The sequence below is a fragment of the Lacrimispora sphenoides JCM 1415 genome, assembly GCF_900105615.1.
Taxonomy (GTDB): domain Bacteria; phylum Bacillota; class Clostridia; order Lachnospirales; family Lachnospiraceae; genus Lacrimispora; species Lacrimispora sphenoides.
Genome location: NZ_LT630003.1, coordinates 3,058,893 through 3,078,383, shown reverse-complemented (window position 1 = coordinate 3,078,383; position 19,491 = coordinate 3,058,893). Strand labels below are relative to the sequence as shown.

Genomic DNA, 19,491 nt, shown 5'->3' with positions numbered 1-19,491 from the left:
TGTATCACGTTTTAGGCTATACTGGTGTTGCTTTATACTATAACAGGCAAAGGAAACGTGATTTACATGGACATAGAGGTTAAGCATAAAACAGCAATTCCCCGCTATCAGCAAATTGCCGTAGAGGTGGCGGCCCGGATCGCCAATGGGGAATATGAGGTAGGTGAGAAGATATACGCCCGTTCATCCCTGGCCAGCCAGTACAGCGTATCTCCGGAGACAGCACGGCGGGCGATCTGCATACTCAGCGATCTGGGGATCGTAACCTCGGAAAAGGGGAATGGGATCATCATTAGGTCCCAGAAAAAAGCAGCAGAGTACATCCAGCAAAACAGTAAGCGGCAGACCATCGATACAATCAAAGAGAATCTTTTAAAGAGTGTCAGCCGCCAAAAACAGGAAATGGAGAATTTAAATGACTGCCTGAAGGATCTGATAGAGGCCTCCGTTCATTTCCGGTCAATGAATCCGTTTATGCCGTTTGAGATACGGATCACCAGCAACTGTGTTCATTTAAATAAGACGGTAACGGAAATCCAATTTTGGCAGCGGACCGGGGCAACGGTGATTGCAGTAAGCAGGAATGATACTGTCATGAAATCCCCCGGACCATACGTTGCTCTTTCGGAAAATGATACCATATACTTCATAACTCAGGATGACACTCCTGATCGTGTAAGAGAATTTTTATATCCATCCAAATAATAATTTTATCATAACGCTTGAAGCCATTTCGCTTCAGGCGTTTTTTTTGAAATTTGACAAAGTGACAACTCTATAATATAATTAAGTTGTTACTTTGCTAAAAAGGAGGGAGATATATGATACAATTTGAACGTATTTCCAAACGTTATAAGACAAAGCAGGTTCTGAATCAAATTACATTTACGATAAATAGCGGTAGTCTGGTTGCTATTATTGGTGAGAGTGGTTGCGGAAAGACCACACTCTTAAAAATGATCAACCGGCTGATCAAGCCCACATCGGGTACGATCTCCATTGACGGGAAAAATATCGGCAGCATGGATGAAGTAGCCCTGCGGCGGAAAATCGGATATGTGATCCAGCAGACGGGACTGTTTCCCCATATGACAGTTAAGGAAAATATTGAGCTGATTCCAAAGCTTGAAAAGATGCCGCCCAAGGACGTTGAAGACAATACAAAGAAGCTGATGCAGATGGTAGGACTTGACTGTGATGAGTTTTTGAATCGTTATCCGACGGAGCTTAGCGGTGGACAGCAGCAGCGTGTCGGTGTTGCCAGAGCTTTTGCCACGGATCCGGATATTATCCTGATGGATGAGCCTTTTTCGGCCCTGGATCCCATGACACGGTCAGATCTTCAGGATGAGTTAGTGCAGCTGCATGCTAAGTTAAAGAAGACGATCGTTTTTGTAACACATGACATGGATGAGGCCATTAAGATCGCGGATATGATCTGCATCATGAAGGATGGCGATATTCTGCAATATGACACGCCGGAGAATATCTTAAACAACCCTGTGGATGAGTTTGTTTCAAACTTTGTAGGAAAAAACAGGATCTGGTCTTCACCGGAATACATCAAGGTTTCTGACATTATGATCGAACAGCCTGTCACTGCAACCAAAGACTTATCTGTCTTAAAATGCATTGAAAAAATGCGCAGGAACAAGGTCGACAGCCTGCTCATGGTGGATCGGGACAGCAGGCGCCTGATCGGGATTGTCAAGGCCAGTAAATTAAGAGGCATTGAGGACAGAACCCAGTTGGCAGAGCAATTTATGTATGAGGACTTTCCTACCCTTTTACCGGATCAATGCATACTGGATGCACTGAAAATAGTGACCGAAAACCAAGTGTCGACGGTTCCGGTGGTTGATGATCAAAGGCGTCTTAAGGGGCTCATTACACGGAGCAGTCTGGTGACGACCCTGAGTCAGCAATACTTTGATTATGAAGGAGGAGAGTCAGAATGAACTTTTGGAATTATATAATCAGTAATTATCCCCAGATTCTTTCATTGTTGATCGAACATCTGAAGCTGACTGCCATATCGGTGGGTCTGGCTATCCTGATCGGGGTGCCCCTTGGCATATTTATATCCTTTGCGGCGAAAGCCAGTAAACCGATATTAGCGGTTGCAAATGTGATTCAGGCAATTCCCAGTATGGCGCTGCTTGGTTTCATGATCCCCCTATTGGGAATCGGTGTCATTCCTGCAATTGTTGCAGTCGTTCTATATTCTCTTCTTCCCATTATTAAGAATACCTATACTGGAATTGATAATATTAATCCCCAGACGCTGGAGGCTGCCAAAGGAATCGGATTGACGCCCTTTCAGGTGCTGACAAAGGTGCAGATTCCCCTTGCTCTTCCTGTTATTATGGCAGGAGTGCGGATCGCTTCTGTAACAGCAGTAGGGCTGATGACCATGGCTGCGTTTATTGGTGCCGGGGGCCTGGGATACCTGGTATTTTCCGGCATACGTACGGTGAACAACAATCAAATTCTGGCTGGTGCCATTCCTGCCTGTTTGTTGGCACTGATGGTAGACTTTCTGATTGGTCTTACAGAAAAGCTGGTAACTCCGGTCAGCCTTCAAAAGGGAGATGCCTCGGTTAAGAAAAAAAGCAGAAATATCCAAAAGGCAATGCTGGGAGCGGCTGCAATGCTGGTTGCGGCTATATTTCTTTTCACATCCGTTGGCAGTGTATCAGGGGATGCCCGTACTCTGTCAGTTGGCTCAAAAGATTTTACAGAACAAGAGATTCTTGGGAATATGGTGGCAGATTTAATAGAAGACAGAACGGATATCACAGTAAACAGAAAGCTGAGTCTGGGAGGGTCACAGGTATGCTTTGCCGCAATGAAGACTGGAGATATTGATCTTTATATTGACTACAGCGGTACCTCATACACTGATATCCTCAAACATCCGCCGATCAGTGATATGGAGCAGGTGTATCAGACGGTAAAGGAAGAGTATAAGGAGCAGCTTAATCTGGAAGTGCTTAAGCAGATGAGCTTTAATAATACTTATACATTGGCTGTAACAAAAGAAATGGCTGAGAAGTATCATTTGGATAAAATAAGTGATCTTGCCAAAATAAGCGATACCTTAACATCCGGTACTACGTTTGAATTCTCCAACCGGGAGGATGGACTGTCCGGACTTCAGAAAGCATATGGTTTCCAAATAGGAAAACGCCTTACCTTAGATTCAGCTCCCCGTTATACGGCTTTGGGAAGTGGTGAGGTGGATATCATTGATGCCTTCTCCACTGACGGATTATTAAAAAAATTCGACTTAAAAACGCTGGAAGATGATAAAAACTTTTTCCCGCCCTATTTTGCCATTCCGGTTATTCGGGCGGAAGCTTTGGAGAAATACCCGGAAATTGCCGGAATCATGGAAGAATTGGCACCGTTTTTAACCAATGAAGTTATGATTGAACTGAACTACAAAGTGGATGAATTACAGCAGACACCTGCTGCAGTCGCCCAGGATTTCCTGAAAGAGAATGGATTGATATCATGATTTATGGGATTCTGTTTTTTGCTTTTCTATCCTTTGTTTTTACTTCTCCCAAGTGCCGCTGGCTGATGAGCGCTGACCAGCCCCTGTCCCTGAGGGAAGAAAGAATCGGTTTAATGTTTGGACGGTATATGCGGGATGTGGCAGTTGTAATGCTGCTTTTATGGTTGCTTGGAACTTTGCGCATTCCCTGGGTATATGTGATTGCAGGATGTGTGTTTATCCTGCGTACATTGAGTTTTCTCATTCATATGGCTCAGGTTTTTATAAATGATTAAATGCTGTCCGGAAAGAAGTTAAGAATATAGCGAACAAGAGCCGTTGCATCGGAAAGAAGATGCAATGGCTCTTGTTATATTTTGACAAGTAACAGCAAAAGAGTTAGCCTATAGTTCTGACAAGTAAATGCAGTAGTCTAAAATAACATTGCCATGCTCATCCTTCTCGGAAAATCTCGGACAGTTATACCTTTCGAAAAAATAAATCCTTTTATCATTATCGTCCTGAAAGTTACCCATACCATGTTCCTGGAATTTAGCAATACACTCATCGTGCATGCCATAGATGCTGCCGTCATCCTCTTTGCCTTTTATCCAGCATACACCGATGCTGCCCTCATTCAAATCTATAAAATCATAGCCATCGGGGACAGATGTATCAGGTGGAAGGAACATGCCAATCCAGTATTCAAAAGTGTTTTCAATATCGTTGCTGTTGCAGCGCATAAAACCCAGATAACTGTTTTCAATATTCGGGTCACGGTTAAGCGTTTCAAGCTCCTCAAACCAGCCGTTTCGAAACCATTCCATCCATTTGTGGCCAAATCCGCCAGATCTGTCAGCGTTGGTATAGCATTTCCCAATAAAACGCAATGAGGGTAAATGCTCTTTATAGACGTTAATAATCTCTGCCATTTTTATTCCCCCTATTTTACGACTTTTTATAACCTTATTTTAACAGAAATCCGCCAGAATACAATATAGCAGTCTGGAAAAAAATGGAGGCAACTGCTCTGATCAGACACGTACCCAATACCTCCGTATTTATTTGACAGGAACTCAAATAGTCAATATAATGAGAGCAAGATAAAGGGCGGTGATATTAAGTGCGAAGCTTTATACTAAATACAAAGATGATTTCTCCGCCTCAAGCAAGGAAAAGGTAGATGAAACATTGTTTGAGGCATATCGTATATATCAGTTTCATCGACAACCGGAATGAAAGGCGTATAATGCCTTGATTGTCGTGCCTCAATAAAGAACAGGAGGTAATGAAATGTCAAATATTCATACTGTAAAGAACAGGAATGATAAAGAAATAAATGATTTACTAAATATATGGGAATCTGCAGTTGCAGCTACTCATACGTTTTTATCAGAAGATGACATCCAGGCGATCAAACCGGAAGTAATAAAGGGATTAAAAGAAATTGAACATTTGTATTGTTATTTTGAAGATGATACTCCTCATGGTTTCATAGGTACAGCCGGTGATAAAGTTGAGATGCTGTTTATCCATGATGAGGCCAGAGGAAAAGGAATTGGAAAGAAGCTTATCCGCTATGCTGTTGATAATTTAGATGCAAAATATGTTGATGTAAATGAACAGAATGATCAGGGCATAGGATTTTATAAACACATGGGTTTTCATGTCATTAGCAGGTCAGAGCTTGATGAACAAGGCAGACCATTTCCAATACTTCATCTTAAATTAAGTGACGGTTAAATAGTAACAGGTTGATAAGAAAAAGGCGAAGAACCATGCAGGGGATCGCCTTTTTTGCCTAATATCTGATTTATAATTCAACAGCATTATGTAACTATATTTCCATAAAGTTCTATTCTATATCATTGCAAAGAAGTAAAAATGGTGATAAGATATAGTTGACACACTCATATATTAACTGTGTCAACTATATATAGTGGAAAGGTAAAATTATGTCTGATAATTATATTCGGGTATCTGGCGCAAGGGATCGGAATCTAAAAAATATTGATGTCCTGATACCCAAAAAAGAAATTACGGTTTTTACCGGAGTATCCGGTTCTGGTAAATCGTCACTCGTGTTTGATACAATAGCAGCAGAATCCCAAAGGCAATTAAATGAAACCTACACAAGTTTTATCCGTCACCGTATGCCCCATTACGGAAAACCTGATGTGGATATGATCGAAAATTTATCGGTAGCTTTTATAATCAATCAAAAACGGTTAGGCGGTAATGCACGGTCAACGGTCGGCACGATTACAGATATTTATTCTTTGTTGCGTCTGTTGTTTTCACGAATTGGAAAACCTTTTGTCGGATATTCCGATGTTTTTTCATTCAATAATCCGGCTGGAATGTGCAGCTTATGTCAGGGCTTAGGAAAGATAGAAGCAGTTGATATTGAACGTCTGTTAGATAAAAATAAATCTTTAAATGAGGGAGCAATCCGTTTCCCTACTTTTGAACCCGGCGGCTGGCGGCTGACCCGATATATCTATTCTGGATTTTTTGATAATGATAAAAAAATAAAAGACTATTCCGCTGAAGAACTGGATCTGCTTCTTTACGCTGACGGCATTAAGGTGAAAGATCCTCTTCCCGAATGGCCTAAAACATCATTGTATGAGGGGGTGGTTCCACGGATCGAGCGGAGCTTTCTCAAAAAAGAGGATGGCGAAAAAGTTAGATACAGCAAAGAAATTGAGGGCTTTATCATAAAGCAGGATTGTCCCCACTGCCATGGGACACGCCTGAATGACAGAGTTTTATCCTGCAAAGTGAACGGTAAAAATATAGCGGAATGCGCGGATATGCAGATAAACGAACTATTAGAATTTATCCAGTTAATCAATGCTCCAGTGGCGGCCGCAATCGTTTCAGAATTGGTGAATCGTCTGCAGCAAATGGTATCCATTGGATTGGACTATTTAAGTTTAAGCAGACAGACATCCACTCTATCGGGCGGAGAATCTCAAAGAATCAAAATAGTTTGCCAGCTGGGCAGCAGCTTAACAGACCTTACTTATATTTTTGACGAGCCCAGTATAGGACTTCACCCTCATGATATAAGCAAGATCAATGACCTTATGAAACTTTTGCGTGACAAAGGCAATACCGTACTTATCGTGGAGCATGACCCTGATATAATAAAAATTGCAGACCAAGTGATTGATATGGGGCCCGGCGCGGGAATCCATGGGGGCGAAATCGTATATCAGGGGAGCTTACAAGGGTTAAAAGCATCGGGTACATTGACAGGGAAGTATCTGTCTTACCGGCCGGAATTAAAAGCTGGCACTCGTACCCCGAAAGGCTGGCTTTCCATTCACAATGCAACGCTTCACAATTTGAAGAACCTTTCAGTTGAAATACCCAAAGGAGTAATGACGGTTGTGACAGGGGTTGCCGGTTCAGGAAAAAGTACGCTTATTAATCAGGTGCTGCCTCGATTTTATCCCGATACTGTTTTTATCGACCAAAAGGGAATACAAGCATCAAAGCGTTCCAACTTAGCAACCTTTACAGGTATCTTTGATATGATCAGAAAACTATTTGCAAAAAGCAACGGTGTCAGCGCCTCCCTGTTCAGTTTCAATTCCCAAGGCGCATGTCCTGCTTGTAAAGGCTTAGGTGTTACCTATACAGATTTAGCGTTTATGGATACCATTGTTACAGTATGTGAAGAATGTCACGGGAACCGTTATACCGACGAAGTGCTCGGGTATAAGCTAAGAGGTAAAAATATTGGTGAAATACTTAAAATGACCGTATCGGAGGCCTTGGAATTTTTTCAGGAAGAAGAAATAAGAACAGTACTGAACAGGCTTTCAGATGTTGGAATTACCTATATTTCTTTGGGGCAGCCCTTGAACACACTGTCAGGAGGGGAATTGCAGCGGATCAAACTGGCTTCCGAGCTTTTAAACGGAGGGAAAGCTTATGTTTTGGATGAACCCTCAACAGGCCTGCATATGGCTGACATAAAGCAGTTGATTGGTATCATGAATCGTCTTGTAGAACAAAATTCCACCCTTATTGTAATAGAGCATAATTTGGATATTATTTGCCAGGCAGACTGGATTATTGACTTAGGCCCATATGCCGGACAGCATGGCGGTAAAATTATGTTTACTGGGCTGCCGGAAGATTTAATGAATTGTAAAGATTCCCTGACAGGAAAATCCCTGAAAAAATATATGAATAAAATATAGGAGATCGGCTTTATGGCAGTAAAAGAATTAGAAGAAAATTATGTCCCTTTTCAGTGTATGATTGTATCTGATTCAAACAAATTTAACGTAGAAGGTGTTTCAACTGCACAGTACTATATCCTTGATACGTTGAGCAATCAAGGACCAAAAACAACGAAAGAGCTTGCTGAAATGAAAGGAATCTCGCAGTCGGGCATTTCAAAATTAACGAAACGGCTGTTGGAAAAAAAGTATATCGTACAGGAAAGGCAGCTTAATGACCGCCGTTCCTATAAAATTATACTGACCAGTGAAGGAAAAGCCTTTTTAAACCGTGTCGATGATTTTGGTAATGAAATCATGAACTTAATTGAAGAAGCATTAACGCCAGAGGAAGTACAGGCATTTTCAATGATGTGTAAAAAAATCACCAGCTTGTATGCTGAAAAAACATGATAGCTTAAGTAGGAAGAGAAGGAAGTCGGTTATATGAATTATATCTTTACCAACAGCATGAAAGAGGATAATGCATTACGGCGCAGTTATAACAGTTTAGCTGAAAAAACCTTTGGACTGTCTTTTGAAGAATTTTATCAGAATGGATATTGGACAGATAAATATATTCCATATTCCTTGATTGATGATGGAAAGGTAATTGCTAATGCATCTGTGAATATTTTAAAATCCCTTTATAAAGGGCAGGAAAAACGATGCATCCAGATTGGCACTGTTATGACGGACTCCGATTATAGAAACCAGGGGTTATCCAGATATTTAATAGAAAGAATTTTAAGTGAATGGAAAGAAACATGCGATACCATGTGTCTGTTTGCCAATGACAGTGTTCTTGATTTTTACCCCAAATTTGGTTTTGTAAAAGCCGTTGAATACCAATGCAGCAGTCCTATCACTCCAACAAAAGGGCGCTTAAGGAAACTTGACATGAGCCTTGCAAGTGATCGTGAGCTCTTAAAGCGGTATTACTCGAAATCCAACCCATACTCCGCGCTTGCAATAAAGGATAACTATGAATTGCTTATGTTTTATTGTACTTCATCGATGAAAGATTGTGTGTACTTTCTGGAAGATTTTGATGCTGTAATAATAGCTTCAAATAAAAATGAGATTTTAACTTGTTATGATATTTTTAGTGACGGGAATCATGCTATGATTGAAATGGTATCCAGAGCAGCAGAGTCTCAAATACGCACTGTAGTTTTTGGCTTCACTCCTGCAGAACATGCAGCCTTTCATTCACGTATTCTCGAAGAAGAGGATACAACTCTTTTTGTTCTTAAAGGAAAGGACAATTGGTTTGTGAATCATCAAATGATGTTTCCTGTTTTATCACATGCATAATTAAATCAAAGCAAGAGCAACGATGATGTATCATAGGGAATTATGAGATGTAACTAATTGAAAGAACAAAGGAGAATCTTACATGAGCCAAAATATATACGATAATGAAGTGTTTTTTAAAGAGTATATGAAATTAAGGGGCGAAAAAAGCTATAATGATTTATTGGAACAACCTGCAATGAACAAATTATTGCCGGATATCAAGGGGAAAACAATTTTAGACATAGGATGCGGATATGGACATAATAGCTTTTCATTCGCACAAAATGGGGCTAAAAAAGTAGTTGGCATTGATCTTTCACAAAAGATGCTTGAAATAGCAGAAAAGGAATTCTCTCACCCGAACGTTGAATACTGTCGTATGGACATGTCAGAATTATCTGCTTTAACACAGAAATTTGATTTGGTGTACAGTTCACTTGCCTTTCATTACGCAGAAAATTTTCAAAAACTTATGGAAGATATTTACTCGCTCTTAAATGAGGGCGGGTACTTGATCTATTCACAGGAACATCCCATTGTAACAGCCACCATGGATTGTAATGGTCATCATAACATGGATGAGAACGGAAACTTTATTTCTTATACTTTCTCTGACTATGGGAAAAGCGGCCAGCGTGTTGGCCCATGGTTTGTGGATGGTGTAATCAACTACCATCGTTCCATGGGAGAAATCATATCAACAATAGCCCATACAGGCTTTATTCTTAAAGATATGGTAGAGCCGGCACCTGAGCCATGGGCTATAAAGGAAAAGCCGGATTTGGTGAAAGAATTTATTAAGCCTACGTTTCTGGTTATAAAAGCAAAAAAGTAATCATCTTATTTAATTAGTGAAACAATTAGCTGAGGAGGGCAAATGTTAGCTTATAGAACTTTAAATGATGCAAGTATAGAAACACTTCACGAAGCATTTCAGAATGCATTTTCCGATTATCAGGTTGAAATGGATTTACCCATTGAAACATTCAAACAAATGCTGCAAAGAAGAGGGTATGCTCCGGAGATATCCATAGGTGCGTTTAAAGATGATCGGTTGGTTGGTTTCGTTCTAAATGGACTTCGAAATTTAAACGGAAAAACAACGGTGTATGATATTGGAACAGGCGTTATCATTGATTACAGAAGACAAGGTGTCACAAGTAACATGCTTTTGAATGTCAAAGAAGTACTTAAACAAAATCAAATAGAACAGTATTTACTTGAGGTTATTCAATCCAATACGTCTGCACTTCAATTGTACAAAAAAGAGGGATTCAAGATTCGAAGGAATTTTTCCTGCTTTAAAATAGACAAAAAAAGTTATGCTCCTGTGAAAAACCATAAAGTTGAGCACACGGATCAGATGGCGTGGGAACAATTAAGAGAATTCTGGGATTTTGAACCTTCATGGCAAAATTCGATTAATTCGGTGAATGCGGTATCAAAAGAATTTCTATATTCTATTGTACATTATGATAATACAATTGCTGGATACGGTATTATTAATAAAAAGACAGGAGATATCCCTCAAATTGCAGTAAAAAAAGTTTATAGAGGGAAAGGAATTGGAAGAAGCATTGTTACTGATTTAATCGAAAATACGGAATCTCAAAAAATAAATGCCCTTAACGTAGACGACGAATCGAAATGTATGAAGGATTTTCTGATTAAATTAGGGTTTGAAACTACTGTGAGTCAGTATGAGATGCTTTTGCACATAGGATAGGAATGAAGCGCGGAGGAGGTCATATATGAGGTATAAGCATATTGTCTTTGACATAGACGGAACATTAATAGATACGGAATATGCAGTTCTGCACTCTTTACAAGACACCTTAATTGCCGTAACCGGGATTAACAGAGAAATCAACGAGCTGACATTTGCATTGGGGATTCCCGGAAAGAACGCATTGAAAAAACTTAACGTCCCGGAACGTTCAATTTCGCTTATTCTGGGGCATTGGGAAAAATGTATGTCCAATTACAGCAATACGGTATGTGTTTTCCAGGGCATAAGTGAGTTGTTGGACGTCCTTGTACAATACGGCTGTGAATTAGGGATTGTCACATCAAAAACAAGAGAAGAATTTAAACAGGATTTTGAACCATTTGATATTAGCAAATATTTCACAGCGATTATTTGCGCTGATGATACGGTGGAGCACAAGCCAGATCCAGACCCTCTTTTCAAATACATGGAAGTCTCAAATGCGAACAATAACGAATTGATTTATATTGGGGACAGTGTATATGACTGGGAATGTGCCAAAAGTGCCAAGGTTGATTTTGCTTTGGCGGGCTGGGGCAGCCTTTCCAGAGAAATAAAGGCAGATTATTACTTAGAAAAACCTGACGATCTTCTTTTAATGATGAGGGATTGAACATATGATGCAACAGAAGAACATTCCATCGCCTGCCGAAGCTCAAATAACTCCAAGCGAGCTTGACAACTCTGGTATTTATAAGGTAATATGAGAAAAGCAATATAAGGAGATAAACTACTATGCGGCAAGGTATTCTTAAATAACAATCAATTGAATGATGGCAGGTATGAATGATTTAGCCTTATTACAGGTGTAATGGGCTTGGTTTTTTGTACCTTAATTTAAGAATACTTTCATATTTTATTGATGCCGCTGCGCTGTAGGATCTTCTTTCTAACAGTTTTTTAAGTCGTGCTCATAATTGTTATGATAGCAGTCCCCTGTGATGAAAGTATTTCAATCACAGGGGACTTTGTATTATAACGATTGTATGAGGTGTGACTTATGAAAATAATGAATATAGGCATCCTGGCTCACGTAGATGCAGGAAAAACAACATTAACAGAGAGCATGCTCTATACCAGCGGTACAATTGCTGAATCAGGGCGTGTTGATCGCGGTTCGACTATTACAGATTCTATGACACTTGAAAAACAGAGAGGAATTACGATACAGGCGTCAATAGCATCTTATGAATGGAATCATGTGAAAATCAATTTAATTGATACCCCAGGGCATATCGATTTTTATGCAGAAGTAGAGCGCTCCTTAAATGTATTAGATGGTATTGTTTTACTGATCTCAGCCAAAGACGGTATTCAGGCACAAACACGTATTCTTTTCGATGCAATAAGAAAAAGGAAGCTTCCTGCTTTGATTTTTATTAATAAAATTGATCAGCCAGATATCGATCTTGAATTAATATATAAAGATATCAAAGACAAATTAACTTCCCATATTCTTGTAATGCAGAGAATTACAAATGATAATACTCTTTTACCCACGGAAATTGATGAATTGTCAGAAGAGTTTAGAGATACGATGATTGAGATGGATGATACTTTACTGAAGAAATATATGCTAGATCAGCCTATTACAACGGAGGAGCTGTTAAATAGCAGAAGAAAAAATATAAACAGCGGTAAGCTTTTGCCTATTTATCATGGCAGTGCTCTGAAACATATAGGAACAAAAGAACTGATGGATGCTATTCTTATAGAATTCAATCCGATTATATTACCGGCAGACTCCAAACTCGTTGCTTTGGTTTATAAAATTGAAAGAGATGATAATCGGAATAAGCGCACATATATGCGTATTTTTGGAGGCTCAATTAAAACCCGTGATGTACTAACCCCCGAAGGCCATTCTGACAGTATGAAAATTAAAAAGCTGGAAACCGCAAGCAATGGCAAAATTGTAGAAGCAGACAAAATTGAATGCGGTGATATCGCTATTTTACCAAATGAAGCCCGGCTAAAAATAGGAGACACCATTGGTACAATACCACGGAACAACTTGGCCTTACATGATAACAGCCTGATCATGCAGGCTAATATTTCCCCCATGTTTTCTTCCGATAGAGCAATTCTACTGGAAGCTTTGTCGGAACTGACTGAAACAGATCCTCTTTTACAATATAAACTGGATTCCAGAAGCAGTGATATCACAATGGAGTTTCTTGGTAAGGTACAAATGGAAATCATTGTTGCTCTATTGCAGAGTAGATACCATCTTCAGGCTAAAATTAAAAATGTAACAACTATTTATAAAGAACGTCCTTTAAAAAAAGCGGCTTTTACCGCTCATATTGAAGTTCCACCAAATCCTTTTTGGGCCTCCATCGGATTGTCAATAGAACCTCTTCCTATTGGAGCAGGAGTACAATATGAAAGTAAAGTGTCATATGGGTATTTAAATAAGTCATTCCAGAATGCCGTTGAAGAAGGTATTCGGTCTGGCTGCGAACAAGGGTTATACGGATGGGAATTGACGGATCTTAAAATTTGTTTTGTATATGGATTGTATTATAGTCCAGTAAGTACACCGGCTGATTTCAGGCATCTGGCTCCTATCGTGCTTGAACAAGCTTTAAAACAGTCAGGCACAGAGTTATTGGAACCGTGTTTGTCATTCAAACTTTATGTCCCCCAAGATTGCAATGCTCGTGTTTATAATGACTTAAAAAAATATCATGCAATGATTGAGTCAATAAAAACACGGCATAATGAAATTGTAGTGACTGGAAAAATTCCGGCCCGCACATCACAAATTTACAAAGAGCAGCTTTCAGAGTTAACAAAAGGCTGTGGAGTTTTTTTAACAGAACATGCAGGATACCAGCAAAATACCGGAGAAATTTTTATTCAGGCAAGAAAGCCAGATGATCGGTTGGACAAAACCCGCCACTTATTTGATAAGGCTTATGAAGAAGTTACGCCCCTAAAAACGACTTAATGTAGCTCCAGCTAAAAATGAGAAACACCCTGCTTTTTACTAAATAGCAGGGTGTTTCTATTTGACCAATCTTTTAGCGGAAGCGGTGGGATTCGAACCCACGTGCCCTTGCGGACAACCGCATTTCGAGTGCGGCTCGTTATGACCACTTCGATACGCTTCCATGTAGAAAATATGCTGTTTGCATGCGGAGATTACGTGATATCAAATCAGGTCCGTAATAGCCGCTTCGTATATGCTCCGCCTTATGAAAAAGACGAACGATACAATTATACACGAGAAATCTTATTTTGTGTAGTACTTTTAGTAAATTTTTCATTTTTTCCCGTATAAGCACCAATGCTATGGAAATAATAGGAACATATATGAAAAAGTGCATATTTTTTTTGTGAAAAACCTATTTGTTTTTGTTAAAAAGACACACAAAAAAATATCAAAAAAGGAGGTGCAAGAGATGAGAAATCTGAAACATACATTTTCTACGGTGGAAGATCTGATTGCATTTGTAGTAAGAGCGGAAAGGTGCAGCTTTGATATTGATGTCATTTACAACCAGCTGGTTATTGACGGAAAATCGCTGATGGGAGTTATGCTCATCGGCATTGGTAAACAGGTTGAGATCGTTTGCCATAATGCAGCAGCTTCTCCTGAAGAATTAGTAGGCCATGCCGCCTAAATACTGGAATATTAAAACATCAGGCAGGAACAGAAAAGAAGAAGCCGGTCCCATCTTTTAAAGGAAAAGGGGACCGGCTTTCCCTGTTTGTTTCCCTGTCCATTGCCATGACATCGGTCTGCAGTCTGCCAGGCAAGACCCGGTTTGATAATGTTTAATCCAACAAGAGATTTAATTTGCAGTTTTAGCCTGTTTCTGATTGACTTTATCCTAAGGAAAGACGTAAACTTAGTAAAAGGGAAAATCAGGAGTTTGAGATATGACAAATCAGACAAAAGAAAGCTATGACGAACTGGAACGCCGCCGCCGCGCCAGAATAAGGCGGCAGAAGCAAAAGAAGCAGCAAAAAAGAAGGCGGATCATCTACATAGTGGTCAGAGTAATCATTCTGTCCATAGCCCTGGCAGGGATTGCATGGGGGATCAGTCTGCTGTTTTTTAAAAATTATGTGGATCTAAAGAGGGTTACCATGCCTGACTGGGTGAAGGAGGACTTTATTGAGCCAAATCCTTATTCAAGACCTGGGACAGAGATGAAAAGAGCGGATGGAATTGTGGTTCATTATGTGGCCAATCCAGGTACTACGGCCAAACAGAACTTGAATTATTTTGACAGTCTGAAGGACCAGACAGGAGACAAGAAGATTTCGGCAAGCAGCCATTTCATGATTGGGCTGGAAGGAGAAATCCTTCAGGGAATTCCTATTTATGAGGTAGCTTATGCCACATCCAAGGAAAAAAATGTGGATACGGTATCCATTGAATGCTGCCATCCTGATGAGACAGGGAAATTTAATGATGAAACTTATGATTCCCTGGTAAAGCTGACGGCCTGGCTTTGCAGGAATCTGGGATTGACGGAAAAAGACGTGATAAGGCATTATGATGCCACAGGTAAGGACTGTCCAAGGTACTTTGTAGCTCATGAGGATGCGTGGAAGAAGTTCCTTTCAGATGTGAAAGCGGCCCGAAAGCTGCCGGATGAAGGGGAAAGATAAGGATAAAGATAAAGAACCTCCAATAGGCCGTGTCAGGCTTATTGGAGATTCTCCCAATGTACATTATTCTTCTCCAAATAATTCATGGTCTATGATTCTTACGGCATCTGCGATGCAGTCATTGCAGGAACGGAGGACCTTTCCGGTTTCCACGCCCTTTAAATCCTTGCAGATCACGCTTTTGTTTTGCTCCTTAAATTCGGACAAGCAATTTTTGGACGCTTCGTGAGAGGTCCTCTTGGAATCCGGCCGGTCCAGGTGGACGGAACTGTTCTTTAGTCCGGAAAGTACGGCAGCAGCGCTGATGGCCCCGCAGGTACCTTCCATACCGCCCATACCAAGGCCCATGCCTTCCGTAACGCGGAACATGGTTTCCTCGTCAATGCTTGTTTTATCACAGAAGGCACAGGAGACAGCCTGTGCGCAATTATACCCCTTTGCATGCTTGTTTAGAGCTTCTTCCACTCTTTTTGATGTTGTGTCTGGCATGTAATGTTTCCTCCTGAAGTTATGATATCCACTGTATTGCCCGGTTACGCTTCGGTCTGGGCAGAAAACAAGTGAAATTTTAAAAATATTACGTGAAACAGAAAGCCGCCCAGGCAGGTGGCAAACAGATAAACAGCATTCCCTATGGATATGCCGTATTTTAACGCAATTTCATGAAAAACGATCTGAGCCGACGGGTAATAGGGGGAAATGTAGAACATATCTGCCTGACCCAAAGGCTTTGCCGTCCGATTGATAATAGAAGCTATGATGCAGCAGATGAAAAACAGGGGGAGTGTCCGCACGAATCCCAAAATCGAAGTATCGGAAAGACGGGAAAATGCGATGACCAGCCCTATAAAAATCAAAAGCAGGTGCCAGATCAAACCGTGAAGGGTTAAGAACCAGTAAGGATGAAAAAGCCCGGATGGTTCTGCCAATGCCATGATGCCTCCTAAAAGGTTGAAATCCTGCATAAAGGTGCATAGCACTCTTTGAATGTTCTTAGATGGGACCAGCGGAAGAATGAGGCAGAGATACATGGGAAGGCTGCAAAGCTGAAATGGAAAATACCACCAGTTGTAGGTCTGTTCATTTACCACATAATATAAAAAAAGCTGTTTCCAGCATTCGGAGGCAGCCAGAAGAAGGCCGCAGAAAAAAAGCAGCCGCGGAAGTCTGGAGCTGTTTATTTTTCTGGTGGTGTAATAAGCCAGAAAAACCACAGATGCAAGCCCTACGGCAATAAATATGATGTGGAACAGAGAATAAGGAGCCGGTGGATTCATGGGCCATGCTGTTTTTTCAAGGAGTTCCTTCATAGCGATTACCGACCTTCCTTTCTTACTTCTGATTAAGCTGCATTATCGTAAATAGCATTTTCGATAATCGGATTGATGGGCAAAAAAGCAGCCCTTTTTTTGAAGCTTGCTCTGCAAGTTCCGATAAACCATATTATATAGGATTGCCTGAAATCATGCAAGATAAATGAAAATTCTTCGGAAAAATAAGAATCTTCTTCTTATTAAGTACTTGATTAATTCCGAAAATGCTATATAATGTATAACTAGCACTTTATTTAATAATTATGCATATTTGTGTATATAAGAGGAGGAATCATTATGAAAAAGAAAGTAATTGCTATGGTGGGTGTTGCATGTATGGCAGCTTTATTAACTGCTTGTGCAGGTTCCGGAACAAAGACAGAGACAACTGCTGCAGAGCAGAAAGAAGCTGCAGGAAAACTGGTTATGGTAACCAATGCAGAATTTCCGCCCTATGAATATTATGACAATAATAAAATCGTTGGAATCGATGTGGATATCGCAAAGGCAATCGCTGATAAGATGGGCGTGGAGCTGGATGTACAGGATATGGCCTTTGATTCATTAATCCCGGCTGTTCAGTCCGGAAAGGCGGACTTTACTGCCGCAGGTATGACTGTTAACGAAGACAGAATGAAAAATGTTGACTTTACCGATACCTATGCAGAAGCAGCCCAGGTCATCATTGTAAAAGAAGGCAGTGAGATTAAAACACCGGATGATTTAACGGGTAAGAAGATCGGAGTACAGACCGGAACTACAGGTGATATTTATGCAGATGACATTGAGGAAGCAAGCGTACAGCGCTTTAATAAGGGAATGGAAGCAGTTATGGCCCTTTCCCAGGATAAAATTGATGCAGTTATCATTGACCGTGAGCCGGCTAAGGTATTTGTAAAGGAAAATGCAGGATTGGCGATCCTTGATGAAGCATTTACCGAAGAAGAATATGCAATCGCTATTAAAAAGGGCAATGCAGAGCTGTTAGACAAGATGAACAGTGCCATTAAGGAATTAAAGGAATCCGGTGAATTAAAGAAGATCGTAGATAAATATATCACCGCAGAATAAGAAAAAGGAAGAGTGCTATGTGGGAAAAGCTAAGAGATGATTTTTATCAGAATTTTATCGTAGATGACCGTTGGAAATACATTACCGGCGGCCTGCAAAACACGTTAAAAATCACGTTTTTTGCAGTTTTAATCGGTATTGTGCTGGGATTTCTGGTTGCAATCATACGTTCAACCTATGAAAATACCCATAAGCTGAAACTATTAAATGCGGTTTGCAGCGTTTATCTGACGGTGATCCGCGGGACACCGGTGGTTGTACAGTTGATGATCATGTATTTTGTCATCTTTGCATCCACGGATCCGGGCCAGGTGCCAACAGCGATTCTGGCATTTGGAATCAACTCTGGCGCCTATGTGGCAGAAATCTTCCGGAGCGGTATCAGTTCCATTGAAAAAGGTCAGTTTGAGGCCGGCCGCAGCCTGGGCTTTAATTACGCCCAGACCATGTGGTTCATCGTTATGCCCCAGGCCTTTAAAAACGTGGTGCCTACTCTTGCGAATGAATTTATCGTCCTTTTAAAGGAGACTTCTGTAGCAGGATACATAGGGCTGCAGGATTTGACCAAGGGCGGCGATATCATTAAGAGCCGTACGTATTCTGCGTTTATGCCCCTTATTGCAGTGGCCGTTATTTATCTGGTTATGGTTATGGTATTTTCATATCTCGTAAAATTACTGGAGAGGAGGCTGCACAGAAGTGAGCATTAATAGAATGGAAAATCCCCTGATTCAGGTACAGAATCTGGGGAAAAAGTTTGGTGACGTAGAAGTGCTTAAGGACATTTCCGTTGATATTTATAAAGGCGATGTGGTATGCGTGATCGGGCCTTCGGGTTCAGGAAAGAGTACATTTCTCCGCTGTTTAAACCGTCTGGAGGAACCTACCGGAGGACATATCCTGTTTGAAGGCGTGGACATTGTAGATAAGAAAACCGACATTGATAAGCACCGTCAGAAGATGGGAATGGTGTTCCAGCAATTTAATCTGTTTCCCCATATGACGATTCTCAAGAATTTGACTCTTGCTCCCATGAAACTTCAGGGACGCAGCAGGAAGGAAGCGGAAGAGCAGGCATTAGGACTGCTTCATAAGGTGGGCCTTGCAGACCGGGCAGATTCCTATCCCAATCAGTTATCCGGCGGGCAGAAACAGCGTATTGCCATTGTTCGGGCCCTGTGCATGAATCCGGATGTCATGCTGTTTGACGAACCAACCTCCGCTCTTGATCCTGAGATGGTAGGCGAGGTGTTAAATGTAATGCGGGAGTTGGCTGACGAGAAGATGACCATGGTCGTGGTTACTCACGAAATGGGGTTTGCCAGAGAAGTGGCGACCCGGGTCATGTTCATGGACGGCGGTTATTTCCTGGAAGAAAATGAACCAAATGAGTTCTTTGCCAATCCTCAAAATGAAAGATTGAAGCTTTTTTTGAGTAAGGTGCTTTAAACATTTTTTGATTAAAAAAAAAGACAGATGAGAGTCTGCCCCTGATTCTATCGGGTGGTTGGATAGGTAATACTGGTTCAGTCTAAAACCGTCACGAAAGTGGCGGTTTTTTTATTATGCTTTTTCATTCAAAAATCCTATCATAAGCAATCAACTATTGGTATTTTTCAACAAATGTAAAATGTGTTAAAATAAAAACAAGAATGTTAAAAAAATAACTAGAAGGGA

General features: G+C 40.6%; 20 protein-coding genes and 1 tRNA gene. 17 read left to right on the top strand and 4 right to left on the bottom strand.

Annotation, left to right across the window (positions count from 1 at the left end; translation table 11 throughout):
* Positions 1 to 66: 66 nt before the first annotated feature.
* From BMX69_RS13875 to BMX69_RS13860, 4 genes are all read left to right on the top strand, one after another.
* Entirely contained in the window at positions 67 to 705 is a 639-nt protein-coding gene (locus BMX69_RS13875) for a GntR family transcriptional regulator (RefSeq protein ID WP_100042653.1), read from the top strand.
* 116 nt (positions 706 to 821) lie between these two features.
* The gene (locus BMX69_RS13870) at positions 822 to 1,958 is read left to right on the top strand and encodes an ABC transporter ATP-binding protein (protein ID WP_100042652.1); all 1,137 of its coding nucleotides are present in this window, start codon (positions 822 to 824) and stop codon (positions 1,956 to 1,958) included.
* Positions 1,955 to 3,520, top strand: a complete 1,566-nt coding sequence (locus BMX69_RS13865; protein ID WP_100042651.1) for an ABC transporter permease/substrate-binding protein — start codon at positions 1,955 to 1,957, stop codon at positions 3,518 to 3,520. Before BMX69_RS13870 ends, BMX69_RS13865 begins: the two co-directional genes overlap by 4 nt.
* Positions 3,517 to 3,795 (top strand): hypothetical protein, encoded by a 279-nt coding sequence (locus BMX69_RS13860; RefSeq protein WP_054790394.1) that lies wholly within the window; start codon positions 3,517 to 3,519, stop codon positions 3,793 to 3,795. Before BMX69_RS13865 ends, BMX69_RS13860 begins: the two co-directional genes overlap by 4 nt.
* A gap of 108 nt (positions 3,796 to 3,903) precedes the next feature.
* On the opposite strand, the gene BMX69_RS13855 is transcribed toward BMX69_RS13860, so the two are convergent.
* Entirely contained in the window at positions 3,904 to 4,431 is a 528-nt protein-coding gene (locus BMX69_RS13855; protein ID WP_100042650.1) for a hypothetical protein, read from the bottom strand.
* Positions 4,432 to 4,792: 361 nt separating this feature from the next.
* Between BMX69_RS13855 and BMX69_RS13850 the strand changes: the two genes are divergently transcribed.
* The 8 genes from BMX69_RS13850 to tet all read left to right on the top strand — a co-directional run bounded on the left by BMX69_RS13850 (position 4,793) and on the right by tet (position 13,757).
* Positions 4,793 to 5,242, top strand: coding sequence for an acetyltransferase (locus BMX69_RS13850; RefSeq protein WP_054790393.1), 450 nt, complete (start codon positions 4,793 to 4,795; stop codon positions 5,240 to 5,242).
* Between the two features lie 212 nt (positions 5,243 to 5,454).
* The gene (locus BMX69_RS13845) at positions 5,455 to 7,716 is read left to right on the top strand and encodes an ATP-binding cassette domain-containing protein (protein WP_100042649.1); all 2,262 of its coding nucleotides are present in this window, start codon (positions 5,455 to 5,457) and stop codon (positions 7,714 to 7,716) included.
* A 12-nt stretch (positions 7,717 to 7,728) separates the two neighbouring features.
* Positions 7,729 to 8,151, top strand: coding sequence for a MarR family winged helix-turn-helix transcriptional regulator (locus BMX69_RS13840; protein ID WP_100042648.1), 423 nt, complete (start codon positions 7,729 to 7,731; stop codon positions 8,149 to 8,151).
* Between the two features lie 57 nt (positions 8,152 to 8,208).
* Positions 8,209 to 9,054, top strand: coding sequence for a GNAT family N-acetyltransferase (locus BMX69_RS13835; RefSeq protein WP_197678651.1), 846 nt, complete (start codon positions 8,209 to 8,211; stop codon positions 9,052 to 9,054).
* Between the two features lie 82 nt (positions 9,055 to 9,136).
* Positions 9,137 to 9,871: a class I SAM-dependent methyltransferase gene (locus BMX69_RS13830; RefSeq protein WP_100042647.1), complete on the top strand. Its 735-nt coding sequence runs from the start codon at positions 9,137 to 9,139 to the stop codon at positions 9,869 to 9,871.
* A gap of 42 nt (positions 9,872 to 9,913) precedes the next feature.
* Entirely contained in the window at positions 9,914 to 10,762 is an 849-nt protein-coding gene (locus tag BMX69_RS13825; protein WP_100042646.1) for a GNAT family N-acetyltransferase, read from the top strand.
* Between the two features lie 25 nt (positions 10,763 to 10,787).
* Positions 10,788 to 11,417, top strand: coding sequence for an HAD family hydrolase (locus tag BMX69_RS13820; protein ID WP_100042645.1), 630 nt, complete (start codon positions 10,788 to 10,790; stop codon positions 11,415 to 11,417).
* Positions 11,418 to 11,804: 387 nt separating this feature from the next.
* Positions 11,805 to 13,757: a tetracycline resistance ribosomal protection protein gene (gene tet / locus BMX69_RS13815; RefSeq protein ID WP_100042644.1), complete on the top strand. Its 1,953-nt coding sequence runs from the start codon at positions 11,805 to 11,807 to the stop codon at positions 13,755 to 13,757.
* A 77-nt stretch (positions 13,758 to 13,834) separates the two neighbouring features.
* On the opposite strand, the gene BMX69_RS13810 is transcribed toward tet, so the two are convergent.
* Positions 13,835 to 13,920, bottom strand: a tRNA-Ser gene (locus BMX69_RS13810).
* 291 nt (positions 13,921 to 14,211) lie between these two features.
* Here BMX69_RS13810 and BMX69_RS13805 point away from each other — a divergent pair.
* Both BMX69_RS13805 and BMX69_RS13800 read left to right on the top strand, forming a co-directional pair.
* A complete protein-coding gene (locus BMX69_RS13805; RefSeq protein ID WP_054790391.1) occupies positions 14,212 to 14,433 on the top strand; it encodes an HPr family phosphocarrier protein in 222 nt (73 codons plus the stop codon).
* 259 nt (positions 14,434 to 14,692) lie between these two features.
* Positions 14,693 to 15,430: a peptidoglycan recognition protein family protein gene (locus tag BMX69_RS13800; protein ID WP_100042643.1), complete on the top strand. Its 738-nt coding sequence runs from the start codon at positions 14,693 to 14,695 to the stop codon at positions 15,428 to 15,430.
* 63 nt (positions 15,431 to 15,493) lie between these two features.
* Here the strand turns inward: BMX69_RS13800 and BMX69_RS13795 are convergent, their stop codons facing one another.
* Together BMX69_RS13795 and BMX69_RS13790 are read right to left on the bottom strand one after the other, a co-directional pair.
* Positions 15,494 to 15,919 carry a C-GCAxxG-C-C family protein gene (locus tag BMX69_RS13795; RefSeq protein ID WP_054790389.1) on the bottom strand — a complete coding sequence of 142 codons (426 nt, stop codon included), beginning with the start codon at positions 15,917 to 15,919 and terminating at the stop codon, positions 15,494 to 15,496.
* A gap of 44 nt (positions 15,920 to 15,963) precedes the next feature.
* Positions 15,964 to 16,740 carry a TMEM164 family acyltransferase gene (locus BMX69_RS13790; RefSeq protein WP_100042642.1) on the bottom strand — a complete coding sequence of 259 codons (777 nt, stop codon included), beginning with the start codon at positions 16,738 to 16,740 and terminating at the stop codon, positions 15,964 to 15,966.
* A 300-nt stretch (positions 16,741 to 17,040) separates the two neighbouring features.
* Between BMX69_RS13790 and BMX69_RS13785 the strand changes: the two genes are divergently transcribed.
* The 3 genes from BMX69_RS13785 to BMX69_RS13775 are packed head-to-tail and all read left to right on the top strand — an operon-like array spanning position 17,041 to position 19,263.
* Positions 17,041 to 17,814 carry a basic amino acid ABC transporter substrate-binding protein gene (locus BMX69_RS13785; RefSeq protein WP_054790388.1) on the top strand — a complete coding sequence of 258 codons (774 nt, stop codon included), beginning with the start codon at positions 17,041 to 17,043 and terminating at the stop codon, positions 17,812 to 17,814.
* A 17-nt stretch (positions 17,815 to 17,831) separates the two neighbouring features.
* Complete coding sequence (locus BMX69_RS13780; protein ID WP_038277200.1) at positions 17,832 to 18,524, top strand: amino acid ABC transporter permease; 693 nt, start codon at positions 17,832 to 17,834, stop codon at positions 18,522 to 18,524.
* Positions 18,525 to 18,528: 4 nt separating this feature from the next.
* Positions 18,529 to 19,263: an amino acid ABC transporter ATP-binding protein gene (locus tag BMX69_RS13775; protein ID WP_054790405.1), complete on the top strand. Its 735-nt coding sequence runs from the start codon at positions 18,529 to 18,531 to the stop codon at positions 19,261 to 19,263.
* The last annotated feature ends 228 nt before the right edge of the window (positions 19,264 to 19,491 follow it).

Coding starts and splice junctions, on each gene's coding strand:
- BMX69_RS13875 (WP_100042653.1), top strand. CDS start 67: ATGGACATAGAGGTTAAGCATAAAACAGCAATTCCCCGCTATCAGCAA.
- BMX69_RS13870 (WP_100042652.1), top strand. CDS start 822: ATGATACAATTTGAACGTATTTCCAAACGTTATAAGACAAAGCAGGTT.
- BMX69_RS13865 (WP_100042651.1), top strand. CDS start 1,955: ATGAACTTTTGGAATTATATAATCAGTAATTATCCCCAGATTCTTTCA.
- BMX69_RS13860 (WP_054790394.1), top strand. CDS start 3,517: ATGATTTATGGGATTCTGTTTTTTGCTTTTCTATCCTTTGTTTTTACT.
- BMX69_RS13855 (WP_100042650.1), bottom strand. CDS start 4,431: ATGGCAGAGATTATTAACGTCTATAAAGAGCATTTACCCTCATTGCGT.
- BMX69_RS13850 (WP_054790393.1), top strand. CDS start 4,793: ATGTCAAATATTCATACTGTAAAGAACAGGAATGATAAAGAAATAAAT.
- BMX69_RS13845 (WP_100042649.1), top strand. CDS start 5,455: ATGTCTGATAATTATATTCGGGTATCTGGCGCAAGGGATCGGAATCTA.
- BMX69_RS13840 (WP_100042648.1), top strand. CDS start 7,729: ATGGCAGTAAAAGAATTAGAAGAAAATTATGTCCCTTTTCAGTGTATG.
- BMX69_RS13835 (WP_197678651.1), top strand. CDS start 8,209: ATGAAAGAGGATAATGCATTACGGCGCAGTTATAACAGTTTAGCTGAA.
- BMX69_RS13830 (WP_100042647.1), top strand. CDS start 9,137: ATGAGCCAAAATATATACGATAATGAAGTGTTTTTTAAAGAGTATATG.
- BMX69_RS13825 (WP_100042646.1), top strand. CDS start 9,914: ATGTTAGCTTATAGAACTTTAAATGATGCAAGTATAGAAACACTTCAC.
- BMX69_RS13820 (WP_100042645.1), top strand. CDS start 10,788: ATGAGGTATAAGCATATTGTCTTTGACATAGACGGAACATTAATAGAT.
- tet (WP_100042644.1), top strand. CDS start 11,805: ATGAAAATAATGAATATAGGCATCCTGGCTCACGTAGATGCAGGAAAA.
- BMX69_RS13805 (WP_054790391.1), top strand. CDS start 14,212: ATGAGAAATCTGAAACATACATTTTCTACGGTGGAAGATCTGATTGCA.
- BMX69_RS13800 (WP_100042643.1), top strand. CDS start 14,693: ATGACAAATCAGACAAAAGAAAGCTATGACGAACTGGAACGCCGCCGC.
- BMX69_RS13795 (WP_054790389.1), bottom strand. CDS start 15,919: ATGCCAGACACAACATCAAAAAGAGTGGAAGAAGCTCTAAACAAGCAT.
- BMX69_RS13790 (WP_100042642.1), bottom strand. CDS start 16,740: ATGAAGGAACTCCTTGAAAAAACAGCATGGCCCATGAATCCACCGGCT.
- BMX69_RS13785 (WP_054790388.1), top strand. CDS start 17,041: ATGAAAAAGAAAGTAATTGCTATGGTGGGTGTTGCATGTATGGCAGCT.
- BMX69_RS13780 (WP_038277200.1), top strand. CDS start 17,832: ATGTGGGAAAAGCTAAGAGATGATTTTTATCAGAATTTTATCGTAGAT.
- BMX69_RS13775 (WP_054790405.1), top strand. CDS start 18,529: ATGGAAAATCCCCTGATTCAGGTACAGAATCTGGGGAAAAAGTTTGGT.